We start from the raw sequence: 13,249 nt of genomic DNA on the forward strand, positions 1-13,249 counted from the left end.
TGTTACAGTACTCAACGTGCCCGAGAAGTTTGACAGCGATACCTTCCTGGCGAGCGACGCGTTCGCCGCCGACCTCCTGCGTGGGCACACCGACACGATCGTGTTGGCGGTGCTGAGCCAGGCGGACAGCTACGGCTTCGAGATCTTCAAGACCATCCGTGACGCCACGGGCGGCGCGTACGAGATCAAGGAAGCGACCCTCTACGCCAGTTACCGGCGGCTGCTCAAGGACGGCCTCGTCGAGGCCTACTGGGGCGACGAGACCCAGGGCGGCCGCCGCAAGTACTACCGCATCACCGATGCGGGCCGGGCCGTGTACGGCCACAACGTCCAGGCCTGGGAGATCACCCGCGGCCTCATCGACTCCCTGCTCCGTCTCGGCAAGTCCGCCGACCCGGGCAGCACCCGCTCCGGAAGGCGGCCGTGATGACCGACAGCAGCCTGGCGATCCACCGCCTCCTCGACGAGGCGTTCGCCGGCATCGACATGACCGCGGAGGCCCGCGACCTCAAGGAGGAGATGCGCGCCAACCTGGTGGCCCGGGTGGCCGAGCTGGAGGAGTCCGGCGTCGGCGGCGACGTCTCGGCCCAGCGGGCGATGGCCGAGCTCGGCGACGTCCGGTCGATCGTGGGCGACACCGCGGGCACGCCCGCCGCACCCTGGCTGGACCAGCGGGTCCGCCCGCGCCCGGCGTTCGTCGTCCGGACCCTGCTGCTGTCGCTGCTGGCGGCGGGCGCGCTGGCGGTGCTGGTGCTGTCGGCGCTGGCCACCGTCGCGGTGGTCTGGGAGGTGCTGGCCGTCGCGGTGCTCGCCGTGACCGGGGGCCTCATCACCGCCGACGCGCTGCGCCAGGAGACCACGACCAACTATCCCCTGCCCACCGGCCGGTCGGCGGGCTACGGCGCCGCGGCCGCGCTGGGCCTGGCCGGGGCCGGGTGCGCCGCGGCCGCCGGTCCGCAGTGGCCGGTCGGCCCGCTGGTCGCGGGCGGGGTGCTGCTGGTCGTCTCGGCGGTCGCGTTCACCTGGCTGGGCGTGACCCAGACCAACCGGCACAAGCCCTGGGTGGTCCGCATGCAGCGCGAGCACCAGCAGGTGCACGAGGCGTTCGCCGGTGACCCGGCCGCGGCGGCCCGGTTCGGCATCTACACCGCGACCATCTGGATCGCCGCGCTCGGCGGGTTCGCGGTGCTGACGCTGACGGCCGGCTGGCGCTGGTCGTGGCTGGCGCTGCTCGGGGGCCTGCTGCTGATGATGCTCACGATGGCGCGCACCATCTTCAGGTCGCGGAGTTCCGATTAGGTTGCTCCGCTTTCAGCGGTGATTGGGCGGCCGGATGCCATTTGGCGTCCGGCCGTCAACTTCGTCCGCAGTGATACCCATCGAATTGACGGAAGCGTACAGTCCCAAATCGTTAAGGTTATTAACAGTTTCTTCTCTCGCCCGGAGGTAGGAACATGCAACGACGAACCTTGGCGGTCCTGGGATCGATCGGGGCGAGCCTGCTCGCCGCCGCGACCGCGGCCGTCGTCTCCGCGCCGGCGGCCGACGCCGCGCTCACCAGCAACTGGTACGCCTCCGCGCCGTACCTGATGCCGTTCGACAACAGCCCGCCCGACCCGATCCCGGTCATGGCCGCGACCGGTCAGAAGGCCTTCCAGCTCGCGTTCATCCTCGCCCCCAACGGCGGCGGCTGCACCCCGACCTGGGACGGCACCCGCGCGGTGTCCGCCGACACCGAGGCGGCCAACCTGATCAGCCGCATCCGCGCCAACGGCGGCGACGTCAGCGTCTCCATCGGCGGGTACGGCGGCACGAAGCTCGGCCAGACCTGCGGCACCCCGGCCGCCACCGCCGCCGCCTACCAGCAGGTCGTCACCAAGTACGCGCTCAAGGCGATCGACTTCGACCTGGAGGAGCCGGAGTACGAGAACGCCGCGGCCGTGCACAACGAGCTCGGCGCCGCCCAGATCCTCCAGCGCGACAACCCCGGCCTGTACGTCTCGGTCACCACCGCCGGGACCGCGGCGGGCACCGGCTGGTTCGGCCAGCAGATGCTCAACGACGCCAAGGGCCTGGGCTTCACCCCCGCCAACTACTCGATCATGCCGTTCGACGGCGGGTTCAACGGCGGCTCCAGCCAGATCAGCGCGCTGGAGGCGTTCCACTCGATCCTGATGACGACGTTCGGCTGGAGCAGCGACACCGCGTACGCCCACGAGGGCGTCTCGATGATGAACGGCCGCAGCGACGCCGGGGAGTACTTCCGGCAGGCCGACTTCCAGGCGGTGCTCGACTACGCCACCGGCCACCGGCTGGCCCGGTACACGTACTGGTCGGTCAACCGCGACCGGCAGTGCGCCGACCCGAACCAGAGCACCACGTCCGGCACGTGCAGCAGCGTGCCGCAGACCGCGTGGGAGTTCACCAAGTACACCGCCCGGTTCGCCGGAGCCACACCGCCCACCACGCCGCCGTCGACCCCGCCGTCGAGCTCGCCGACGCCGCCCGGCGGATGCAGCGCCCCGGCCTGGAACAGCGGGACGGCGTACACCGGCGGCTCGCTGGTGTCCTACAACGGGCACACCTGGAAGGCGCAGTGGTGGACGCAGGGCGAGACGCCCGGCACCGCCGGGGTGTGGCTCGACCAGGGCACCTGCACCGGGACGCCGAGCTCGCCGCCGCCGGGCGGCCAGTGCACCGCACCGGCGTGGGTCGCCGCGACCGCGTACAACGGCGGGGCGGTGGTCTCCTACGGCGGGCACAAGTGGACCGCCAAGTGGTGGACCCAGGGCGACATCCCGGGCAACAACGGCCAGGGCGTCTGGACCGACAACGGCCCCTGCTGAGCAAGACCGCCCGGCCCGGTTCCGCACGCCCCTGACGCGAGCGGAGCCGGGCCGGTCCGGCTTCACGGCCGGTTTACGGAACCTGATCACGGGTCTACAGTCCCCGATCATGGACGCCCTCATCGTCTGCCTGTGGATCTGCGCCGGCACCTGCGCCGCGACGTGGATCGCCTCCCTGATCAGCAACGAGCACTCGTGGGTGGACCGGATCTGGTCGATCGTCCCGGTGGCGTACGTGGCGGTGTTCGCCGCCGCGGCCGACTTCGGCGACACGCGGCTGAACGTGCTGGTCGGGCTGGTGCTGCTGTGGGGGGCGCGGCTGACGTTCAACTTCGCCCGGCGCGGCGGGTACGCCCCCGGCGGCGAGGACTACCGCTGGGCGATCCTGCGGGAGCGGCTGGCGCCGTGGCAGTTCCAGGTGTTCAACCTGGGCTTCATCACGGTGTACCAGAACATCATCCTGCTACTGATCACGCTGCCGGCGTACACGGCGCTGACGCATCCTCGGGCGTTCGGCGTGCTCGACGTGGTGCTCGCGGTGGTGTTCCTGGGGCTGCTCGCCGGAGAGACCGTCGCCGACCAGCAGCAGTGGGACTTCCACCGCCGCAAGCACACCGCGCTCGCCGAGGGGCGCGAGCCGGAGTCCCGCTTCCTGCGCACCGGCCTGTTCCGCTACTCCCGCCACCCCAACTACTTCTTCGAGCAGGCCCAGTGGTGGGTGGTCTTTGCCTTCGGCGCCGTCGCCGCCGGTTCACTCTTGCAATGGACGGTCCTCGGCGCATTCCTGCTGACCCTGCTGTTCATCGGCTCGACCGTCTTCACCGAGAGCATCACCCGCTCCCGCTACCCGGAGTACGCCAACTACCAGGCGAACACCTCATCCATCATTCCCCGGATCCGGCGGCGAGGACAGTTGGCGGTCGAGCCCCCCAGATAGCCAAGCCGTCTCAGCGGCTGCGACTCTGGCACCAAGGATTCTGATCAAGGTCCCGACCAACCTTCAGCCGGGACCCCCGCGACGTCGTCCGTTCCGGAGAATCACATGTATTCCACACGGAGCAACCCTTCGGCCAGCACGATGGGGGTCGCTTCCCGCATGATAAGATCAACATTTGCGAATTCGATGCCCGACCGAAGAAGATACTGCGCCACGCGGTACCGCACGGCCGGGTTGTTACTGGTCAGCATGGATCTGATCCAGGTCTCGCCGCGGACACCGGGCAGTTCACCCTTGCGGCGCAATACGGCCGTCGCCGCGTAAGCCCAGTCCGCTTGCAGCACCATATCCGGTTCATCAAAAACCTTGGACGCCAAACGTTCGAACATGTCTGGCACAACCGGACCGGCGTCGCCCATAAGGACTATGGCCGCTCCTCGCACGTCGCGGTCTTCGTCATGCTCAATAATCTTCATGACCGCAGGAATCCCGCGAAGCACCTCGTCGCGCACTCGCGACTTGCCAATTGAATATTTGGTTTCAGTGGAGTCAATGAGGCTGCCGACACAAGCTATCGTGTCGATCAACTGAAGGACATACTGCCGCCACCGGAAATTCTCCGAATCGAGCATCCCGTACAGTATCCGAACTGCGGGCGCCGCAGCATCCTCCACTGTTACCGAGCCATTGCACAGTAACTCATGCAACGCATAGACGGTGTCGACTGCGCGCCCCTCGTCCGTCACCTCGTACAACTCTACGAGGTATCGCGGAATATCTACGGCGGCCTCCGCCGTAGAAGCAAGGGTCGTCCAGTCGACACCGTCAACGCGCATTTCAGTTCCTTAGCATCCCGTCAATTTTGGTCGCTACGCTCGCGAGCGATATTGAGGTTGTCGACCATAACTTCGCACTTGCTGAAAAACAGGGGAATGCCTGCGTGCCGTGCAGCGGCGCTTTATTACTCGCTTCGCGCCCACCCATGCCGTCGGCCCCGAGTCGGGTTTCCTGGCCGCCCGCTTCGTCAGCGGGTCGACGAACTCACGCGTCGCCCGCCCACTTCCAACCGGGGATGACCTGCGCAATGCCGTAATTGACGCCATAACCCAGGTCTTCCGAATCGACGCCCACATCGAGCCCCGAAAGGATCATCTCGCCTAGCGAAATGCCGATCTGATCACTTGCCACGTCGGCGAGGTCCTCATGTCGCATCGCCCACTTCAACGCGTTCAACGCCCGGGGATCGCGCCAGCGCGGGAGATCGACGATCGCCTGGCAGCGCATGCCCAACTCGGCGTTCTCATCGAACAGGACCTCCATGAGGCGCTGTGCACGGTGGTCCCACGGGAGTTCACGCCCGGCTCTGAGTTCTTCGATGAAGACCTGCGATGGAACGTAGCCGTGGGCCTCAACGTAATGGAGGATCATCACGGGAGCCGCATAGGAATTTCCACTCAGCGTGTGATAGCGGAATTCGCCGTTCCCTCTGACTCGAGCGCCAGGCGGGCAGAATGCACAGTCGTGAAACCCCAAGGTCAGGCTGGCCTCCCGCACGGATGATGCTTTCAGCTCCTTGAGAATCAGGCGAGAGTCGGCATGAGGGTCGCCGCTCTGCAACCCGTGCTCACGTCCCAGCCAGCCGACAGCTCGCATCTCCAGCGGAAAGTCCGAGTACTCGTACCGCGAAAGATCCAGAAACTCCATGACACTTCCCATCGAGGATCGCCAGGGCGGCAAACTCCGCCCTCGCGTTTCGCTACCAAGCGGTCCGCGGCGCAGGACTCGGGCACCCGCAAGCAAAGATCCGCTGGGCCATGGTCCATCGCGTGGCCCAGCGGATCCATTGAACCTCGCCTGGCTCAGCCGGGTTCTCCGAGGACTCCCGCCTGACGGCGCCGAGCGTCCGCCGACGTCAGTGGCAGGTGAAGTTGGTGCTGGAGCTGCCGCCGGAGAAGGTGACCCGCATGCTGTGGCGGGTGCCGGGCACACAGGTGCCACCCGCCGAGGACAGGTTGTTGGCAGCGGACTGCAGCGCGCCGTCGTAGTACCAGCGCTGCGACGAGTAGCCCGTGGGCAGGTAGCAGTCGTAGTAGCCGCCCTCGCTCTCGCACACGACGAGCGAGGCAGCGTGCGCTGCCGGAGCAGCCAGGGCGACAGTGGCGGCGGCGACCGCCACGGTGACAAGGAAAGTAGCTGTCATCTTCATGGACGTCACTGTAGAAATCTTTCACTGTTCGTACAAGGACCGGAAGCCGTCTCCAGCAGCCGCCCCGGGCTCGCCGAGCCATACCGGCACCTGCGACTCGGGCATCGGCCGGGAGAACAGGTAGCCCTGCCCGTAGATGCAGCCGATCGAGGCCGACAGCTGGTGCTGGTGCTCGGTCTCGATGCCCTCCGCCACGACGTCCAGGCCGAGGGTCCGGATCAGCGTGACGGTCCCCTGCATCAGGTCGCGCTGCCGCCGCGAGGTGGTCAGCCCCTTGGCGAACAGGCGGTCCAGCTTGACGATGTCCAGGGGGATCTGCCGCAGGTAGCCCAGTGCCGAGTAGCCGGTGCCGAAGTCGTCGATCGCGATCCGCACGCCCCCGCGGCGCAGCAGCGCGAGCGCTTCCCATACCCGGTCGTCGTCCGGTAGCAGCTGGCTTTCGGTGATCTCCAGGACGAGCCGGTGCGGCGGCAGCCCGGTGGCGGCGAGCAGGTGCGTGACGGTATCGGGGAAGCCGTCGGTCCGGAACTGCTGGGCCGAGACGTTGACGCTGACATAGGGGGCACCGCCCCGCGCGGTGGTGTGCCAGAGTTCGGCCGCGGTCATCGCGGTGGCCAGCACCCACTCTCCGATCGGGACGATCAGACCGCAGTCCTCGGCGAGGTCGATGAACTCGCCCGGATGCATCCGCCCCCGGTCCGGGTGCTGCCAGCGCAGCAGTGCCTCCAGTCCGACGGTCCGGCCGGTGCCGAGTGCCACGATCGGCTGGTACTCCAGCAGCAGCGTCCCGTCGTCGATGGCGGCGGCCAGGGCGGAGCGGAGCTGCGGCTGCCCGGCCCGGTCGGCCATCGGCGGTGCGAAGTGGCGGCACTGCCCGGCACCGGCGGCCCTGGCCGCGCGCAGTGCCAGGTTGGCGTTGCGCAGCAGTCCGTGCGCGTCGCCGGTGTGCGCGGTCGTGGCCGCGCCGATGCTGGCCCCGCAGCCGACCACGGTCGCGCCGCTGGTGCGGATCGGTTCGGCGAGCCGTCGGCTCAGGCTGGTCGTGACGGCGGCGACGTCCGCCGGGCTGGCGGCGTTCTGAATGAGTACGGCGAATTCGTCGCCGCCGAAGCGGGCGGCCACGTTTCCGGCGCCGACGACGTCGGTGAGGCGACGGCTCACGGTCCTGAGGACCTCGTCGCCGACCGCGTGGCCGAAGGTGTCGTTGACGGAGCCGAAGTCGTCGAGGTCGACGAGGATGACGGCGGTCAGGCCGCGGTCGGTGGCGATGGCGTGCTCGATCCGTTCGGCGAACAGCACCCGGTTGGGCAGCCCGGTCAGGGCGTCGTGGAACATGCGCTCGGTCAGCTCGTGTTCGAGCCGGCGCTGGGCGGTCACGTCGTGGAGGGTGAGCGTGACCGCGGCCGCGGGGTCCTGCGGCTGGTGCATCGTGCAGGTGACCTCGACGGTCGGGGTGCTTCCGTCGGCCGCCTCGATGGTCCAGTCCGCGCGGCCCGGCTCCGTGCCGCCGGAGCCGGTGCGGACGTGGCGCAGGAGGAACTCGGCCGCGGGCCGCTGGTCGGCGGCGACGAAGGCGAGCAGGTCGCGGTCGGGCAGGGCGGAGGTGCCGAAGACGGTACGGGCGGACGGGCTGGCGTACCGGATGCGGTGGTCGGCGTCGATGATCAGCACCGCGTCGCAGATCCGTTCCATCAGCGCCTCGACCTCGTGGAGGCTTCGGTAGCGCCGGAGTTCGTCGGCCAGCGAGATGCGCTCGACCGCCTGCGCGGCCTGCGCCGAGAGGATCTGCAGCGGCAGGTCGAGGCCGGGTGTGGCGGCGGTGTCGGGGTCGACGAGGAGCACACCGAGCGGGCCGGCAGCCGCCGTGCGCACCTCGATCGGCACGAGGTCCGGGGAGTGGTCCGGACCGGGCCGGTCGCCGGGCGAGGCCGGGTCCTCGGGCATACGGATGCGCACCTCGTGCGGGTGGTCCGGTGGGGTGAGCCTGGTGAGGGCCTGGTCGACGGCTCCCAGGACGGCTTCGGTGCCGGTGGCGGCGGCCAGCGCCGCGGCGGCGTCGCGCAGCACGTGGTGCACCGCCGCCGCCTGCCGCGAGCAAGCTTCCTCTGGGTTGGCGCTCATCGCGGCCGCCGACGGCTGTCGCGCCGCGGCGCTAGACAGCGGCCAGTCGGGTCGGCTCCCGTGCGGGCTCGGCCTGCGGACCGATCCTGGCCAGGGCGCGTCCGGCCGCGGCGGCGAGCCGCTCCAGGGTGGCCACCTGGTCGGCCGATGCCTGGTGGACGTCGGCCCAGTATGCGCCGATGGCGCCGACCGGTGATCCGGTGACGCGGACGGGCACCATGAGCAGGCTGCGGACGAACGTCGGGCGGTAGGCCGCCTGCGGGACGCGGCTGTCGGTGCGGATATCGGCGATGGCGACGGTCTCGTCGTGGAGCATCGCCCAGCCGCTGATGCACGCCGTGGCGGGGAACCGCTGGCCTTTCCACAGCGGGCTCATCGCGTCCTCGTCGGCGTAGTAGCACTGGCCGTTTTGCAACTGCACGACGGTGGCGCCCTGCGCCCCCACGGCGGCTCGTACGCTGCACCGCAGGGCGGTCTGGACGTCCTCGACGGATTTCGCCTTGTCAAGCAGCTCGATCGCCCATTCGATCGAGCTGCCCTCAGTGTGGGCCATGGTCGCTTATCTCCCGACCTGTCCTTATCACATAGGGCTATTACGCGAATTTCAGTATACGACTGATTCGTCGCCCGTACCGTCCGAGCCGCCGGACCACGATGTTGCCGGTGGCGGGGTATTCCGAGGAAACCTCCGCCACCGGTTTCACGTTCTGATCTACTCCGTAGAGAGGCACCGGGCCGGCCGGTCCCGGTCTGCCGTTATCGGCACGGGGGTCGGGATGCGACGGTTCGGCGTAGGCGGCATGGCCGTGTCACTCATGCTCGCGGCTTCAGCGGGCTCGTGCGGCCAGGTGGAGTCCTGGCAGCAGCTGCGGACGGCACCGTCACCGACTGCCCCCGCGTACGCCGCCGACCTCCAGACCAGGATCCAGTCGATCATGGATGCCATGAGCGTCCCGGGCGCGGTCGTGATGATCACGTCACCGGGCAAGGGCGACTGGACCCAGACCTTCGGCCGCCAGGCCGTCGTCGGGAACGCGCCTGTGACCGCCGACGACCACTTCCGCATCGGCTCGAACACCAAGACCATGACCGGCACGGTGCTGCTGCAACTGGCGCAGGAGGGCAAGATCGGCCTGGACGATCCGGTGTCGAAGTACCGGCCGGACGTGCCCGACGGCGACAACATCACGATCACCCAGCTGCTGGACATGCGCAGCGGGCTCTACAACTACTCCGAGGACGAGCAGTTCAACGCCCGGCTCGACAACGACCCCGGCTACGTCTGGAAGCCCGACGAACTGCTCGCGATCGCGTTCGCCAAGCCGCCGTACTTCGCGCCGGGGGCGGAGTTCCACTACTCCAACACCAACCTGATCCTGGTGGGGCTCATCATCGAGCAGCTCACCGGCAGCACGCTGCGCAACGAGTTCCAGCAGCGGATCTTCGGGCCGCTCGGGCTGGGGCAGACGCAACTGCCCGAGAACACCGACACCGGGATTCCCGCACCGCATCCGCAGGGGTACATGTTCGGCACGAACGTGAGCACGCTGTCGAACCCGGCGCTGTCGCCCGCCGACCAGGCGGCCGCCGCCAAGGGCGGGCTGCTGCCCCGGGACGTCACCGACAGCAGCCCGTCGTGGGCGTGGGCGGCCGGTGGCGCGATCTCCACCGCCGCCGACCTCACCCGCTACGTCACGGCGCTGGTGGACGGCGGGCTGCTCGACCCGGCGATGCAGAAGACGAGGATGGACAGCATCAAGCCGATCCCGACCCCGGACAATGCCGACGTCGGGTACGGGCTGGCGCTGGTGAAGTTCGGGCCGCTGTACGGCCACGACGGGCAGATCCCGGGGTTCAACTCGTTCATGGCGCACGACCCGGCCACCAAGAACACGATCATCGTGCTGACCTCGCTGTTCGCCGGGCCGGACGGCAAGCAGCCGGCCAACGTGATCGCCATGGCGATCATGCAGGCGCTGTACGGCCACACCCTGACGCCGTCCCCGGCGCCGTCGCCTTCCCGCTGATCCGACCTGGACCTGACCGGCCGACCACGCGCAGGCCCCGGCCGTCCTACGATCGTCGCCGTGTACACCACGCCCGCCAGCCCCGTCGATGTCGCAGCCGTCTTGCCACAGCTTGGGCCGTTTGCCCGCACCACGGTCCGGCTGCACCCGCGGCAGGGCTCGCCGACCGTCGAGCAGAGTTCGATGGGCGGGCCGCTGCTGTGGCCCGCCGACGAACCCTGGCCGACGTGCGACGGCCCGCAAGGTGACGACCACCTCGACGAATGGCCGGCCGAGGCCGAGGCCCCGCTGGTGCCGGTCCTTCAGCTGTACGCCGCCGACGTCCCGGAACTGCCGTTCCCGGCCGGCACCGATCTACTGCAGGTCCTGTGGTGCCCGTTCGATCACGCGCCGTTCAGCTCGCCGCGGCCGCTGCTGCGGTGGCGGCAGGCCGCCGACATCACCGACCGCCTGGCGCACATGCCCGACCCGGACGGCGAAGCAGACCCCGAACACCTACCGCAGGCCTGTGTGCTGGCCCCGGAGCGGGTGACCGAATACCCGACCCATGACCTTCCCGAGGGCGTATGGGCGCAGATCCGCGACGCTGTCGCGCAGATCAGGCAGGACACGGGCTGGGATTACGACGCCGACCTGGCGGTGGCCTCCGGCACCAAGACCGGCGGCTACCCGGGGTGGACTCAGTCGCCGGACTGGCCGGTGTGCGGATGCGGCAGCCGGATGGAGCACCTGCTGACGGTAGCCAGCTGGGAGTTCAGCCGCGGTGACGAGAAGCGGTGGATCGCCCTGGAGGACCGCCCGGCCATGACCGGGTGGTCGTGGGATGCCCCCGACACCCATCCGTGGTGGGCCATCCGCAATCCGGCAGGGATGATGCTCGGCGACGTCGGGGGCATCTACCTGTTCGCGTGCGCCGTCTGCCCGTCGCGGCCGTTCGACTACCGGTTCGACTGCTCCTGACCCGCAGCCCGCCTGCTCACGTCGGGCGGCGGTCGACCGTACGCGGAGCCCGGTCCCTTCATCGCGCGGAGGCGAGTTCGTCGGCGGGCTGAGCCGCAACCGTTTCCGCGGCCGCGTGGTCGCCGGAAGACCGCGGCCGCCCGCGCAGCCGCAGTAGCGCGGCCGCCGCGGCGAGCAGGCAGAGCCACGCGAACCACGGTCTGGCGGCGGTGTAGAGCGTGGACCGGACCGAGACCGGCAGGTCGTAGGTCACGGTCGCGAAGCCGGACTCCCCGGTACGCGCCTCGGCGAGGACCCGGCCTGCCGCGTCGCTGACGGTCAGCGCACCCATCCGTCCGCTGCGTACGATCGGCAGCCCGTTCTCGATGCCGCGCATGACCGCCATCCGGCTGTGCAGCCACCCGTCACGGTCCATGTCCCACGCCGGGACCAGCAGCAGCTCCGCGCCCTCGGCACGATACGACCGGGCCAGGTCCGGGAAGTCGAGGTCCTTGCAGATCGCCACGCCCCACGGTCGATCCGGCACGAACGTCAGCCCGGTCCCGGGCACGTTCGGCTCGACGAACAGCAGATGCTGCTTGTGGTAAGCCACCACCGAGTCCGGCGTGACGACCTGGGCTGTGTTGTAGCCGTGGCGGACCGCGACGCCGAACACGATGGTCGCGCCGCCGTCCCGGGCGATGGCGGCCAAGGCGTCGGTCACCCCGGCCACCCGGTCGGGGTCGGCGACCAGCACGGCCTCCGGCAGTACGACCGTCTTCGCGCCCTGGCCGACGGCAGCGCGGACCTGCGCCAGATACCCGTCGAACAGCTCGGTCCCTGCGGGGGTGGCGATGTCGACGAAGTCGCCGCGCCCGGGTTGGGCGATCAGGGCGATCCGCTCGACCGGCCCGTCAGCGGGCCGTCCCAGCTGCACCAGCCCGTATCCGCTGACGGCGGCCAGCCCGACGGCGACGGCCGCGACCGGCCGCCACCACCCGGGTGACCCCGCCCTGCGGTGCACGGTCACGGCGACGGTCGTCTGCACGACGAGCAGCACGAACGTGATACCGAGGTACGACGTCAGCGAGGCGAGCTGAGCCACCGGCAGCACCGCCGTCTGCGTGTACGCCAGGCTCCAGAAGGCGCCGTCCGGTGAGCTGATCGCGAACAGGTACTCGACTCCGACCCAGGCCGCGGGCGGCAGGAGGACCGCGGCGGCCCAGCGTCCGCGGCGGATCAGGGCCCGGTAGGCCAGGACCACGGCGGCGAACACTCCGGCGGCGGCCAGGTCGATCAGGGCGGCCCGTACCGGCGGCATGCCGAGGTCGCCGGTCAGGTAGGTCCACTCGTTGAGCGTGCCGATCAGCCACGCCGCAGCCGCGGCAAGCGCCGCGCCCAGCCGACCGAGCCGGGGTGCCGCGAGCAGCACCGGGATGACCGCGATCCAGGTCAGCCAGGCCAGTGGACGCAGGCCGGTGCCGAAGTACAGCGCCGCGCCCGACGCGAGCGCGGCGGCGGCGAGCGCGGCCCGGTCACGCTTTGATGCCATCGAACATCCTCTCCAGGGCCGCGTGGCACAGCGCGCGGAATCCGGGCTCGTCGAGTCCGATGCGGCCGCCGTGGTAGAGCTCGACGAAGCCGTGCAGGAGCGCGGCCACGGTGATCGCGACCTCCCATACGTCGTCGTCGCGGAAGACGCCGCCCTCGATGCCCGCGGTGAGCTGCTCGACCAGCAGGTTCAGCGTGGGTGATCTGCGGGCGCGGAAGTCCTCGGGGAACATGCGCGCGTCGTCGCGGCGCTCGCCGAACAGGAAGGCGTAGAGCTTCGGCTCGCGCAGGGCGAAGTCGAGGTAGTCGTCGACGCCGCCGCTCAGGCGTTCGACCGGGGTGCCCTGGCGGATGCCGGTCGACCACCGCCGGGCGATCTCGGCGAAGCACTCGTCGGCGACGTGGCGCAGCAGCGCTTCGCGGTTGTCGAAGTGCCGGTAGAGCGCCATCGGGGTGAGGCCCACCGCCTGGGCGACCCGGCGCATCGACACCGCGTCGGCCCCTTCGGTGGTCAGGATCTCGCGCGCGACCGCCGCGACCCGCTCTTTGGTCGACGCCTTGTCTACACCGTAGACTTTCATGTCTACACCGTATACATGACGGGCGCGGCGGTCAACGCCGC

General features: G+C 69.6%; 13 protein-coding genes. 6 read left to right on the forward strand and 7 right to left on the reverse strand.

Going from position 1 to position 13,249, the window contains the following annotated elements:
- Positions 1–16: 16 nt before the first annotated feature.
- The 4 genes from Cs7R123_RS31060 (at position 17) to Cs7R123_RS31075 (ending at position 3,783) form a co-directional block, all read left to right on the forward strand.
- Positions 17–427 (forward strand): PadR family transcriptional regulator, encoded by a 411-nt coding sequence (locus Cs7R123_RS31060; RefSeq protein WP_244872250.1) that lies wholly within the window; start codon positions 17–19, stop codon positions 425–427.
- The gene (locus Cs7R123_RS31065) at positions 427–1,299 is read left to right on the forward strand and encodes a permease prefix domain 1-containing protein (protein ID WP_212831750.1); all 873 of its coding nucleotides are present in this window, start codon (positions 427–429) and stop codon (positions 1,297–1,299) included. Before Cs7R123_RS31060 ends, Cs7R123_RS31065 begins: the two co-directional genes overlap by 1 nt.
- Before the next feature lie 155 nt (positions 1,300–1,454).
- Entirely contained in the window at positions 1,455–2,846 is a 1,392-nt protein-coding gene (locus tag Cs7R123_RS31070) for a carbohydrate-binding protein (RefSeq protein WP_212831752.1), read from the forward strand.
- A gap of 109 nt (positions 2,847–2,955) precedes the next feature.
- The gene (locus tag Cs7R123_RS31075; protein ID WP_212831753.1) at positions 2,956–3,783 is read left to right on the forward strand and encodes a DUF1295 domain-containing protein; all 828 of its coding nucleotides are present in this window, start codon (positions 2,956–2,958) and stop codon (positions 3,781–3,783) included.
- A gap of 101 nt (positions 3,784–3,884) precedes the next feature.
- Here the strand turns inward: Cs7R123_RS31075 and Cs7R123_RS31080 are convergent, their stop codons facing one another.
- The 5 genes from Cs7R123_RS31080 to Cs7R123_RS31100 all read right to left on the reverse strand — a co-directional run bounded on the left by Cs7R123_RS31080 (position 3,885) and on the right by Cs7R123_RS31100 (position 8,663).
- Entirely contained in the window at positions 3,885–4,619 is a 735-nt protein-coding gene (locus tag Cs7R123_RS31080) for a hypothetical protein (protein WP_212831754.1), read from the reverse strand.
- 205 nt (positions 4,620–4,824) lie between these two features.
- The gene (locus Cs7R123_RS31085) at positions 4,825–5,487 is read right to left on the reverse strand and encodes a hypothetical protein (protein ID WP_212831755.1); all 663 of its coding nucleotides are present in this window, start codon (positions 5,485–5,487) and stop codon (positions 4,825–4,827) included.
- 208 nt (positions 5,488–5,695) lie between these two features.
- Entirely contained in the window at positions 5,696–5,989 is a 294-nt protein-coding gene (locus tag Cs7R123_RS31090) for a hypothetical protein (RefSeq protein WP_212831756.1), read from the reverse strand.
- A 21-nt stretch (positions 5,990–6,010) separates the two neighbouring features.
- Positions 6,011–8,110: a bifunctional diguanylate cyclase/phosphodiesterase gene (locus tag Cs7R123_RS31095; protein WP_212831757.1), complete on the reverse strand. Its 2,100-nt coding sequence runs from the start codon at positions 8,108–8,110 to the stop codon at positions 6,011–6,013.
- Between the two features lie 31 nt (positions 8,111–8,141).
- Positions 8,142–8,663, reverse strand: coding sequence for a GAF domain-containing protein (locus tag Cs7R123_RS31100; RefSeq protein ID WP_212831758.1), 522 nt, complete (start codon positions 8,661–8,663; stop codon positions 8,142–8,144).
- Positions 8,664–8,925: 262 nt separating this feature from the next.
- Between Cs7R123_RS31100 and Cs7R123_RS31105 the strand changes: the two genes are divergently transcribed.
- A complete protein-coding gene (locus tag Cs7R123_RS31105) occupies positions 8,926–10,137 on the forward strand; it encodes a serine hydrolase (RefSeq protein ID WP_212831759.1) in 1,212 nt (403 codons plus the stop codon).
- Between the two features lie 60 nt (positions 10,138–10,197).
- On the forward strand, positions 10,198–11,097 hold the full coding sequence (locus Cs7R123_RS31110; protein ID WP_212831761.1) for a hypothetical protein: 900 nt from the start codon (positions 10,198–10,200) through the stop codon (positions 11,095–11,097).
- Between the two features lie 58 nt (positions 11,098–11,155).
- On the opposite strand, the gene Cs7R123_RS31115 is transcribed toward Cs7R123_RS31110, so the two are convergent.
- Together Cs7R123_RS31115 and Cs7R123_RS31120 are read right to left on the reverse strand one after the other, a co-directional pair.
- Positions 11,156–12,628, reverse strand: coding sequence for a nitrilase-related carbon-nitrogen hydrolase (locus Cs7R123_RS31115; protein ID WP_212831762.1), 1,473 nt, complete (start codon positions 12,626–12,628; stop codon positions 11,156–11,158).
- Positions 12,612–13,208 (reverse strand): TetR/AcrR family transcriptional regulator, encoded by a 597-nt coding sequence (locus tag Cs7R123_RS31120; protein ID WP_212831763.1) that lies wholly within the window; start codon positions 13,206–13,208, stop codon positions 12,612–12,614. Before Cs7R123_RS31120 ends, Cs7R123_RS31115 begins: the two co-directional genes overlap by 17 nt.
- Between the last annotated feature and the right edge of the window lie 41 nt (positions 13,209–13,249).

This window comes from Catellatospora sp. TT07R-123 (genome assembly GCF_018327705.1).
Classification (GTDB): Bacteria; Actinomycetota; Actinomycetes; order Mycobacteriales; family Micromonosporaceae; genus Catellatospora.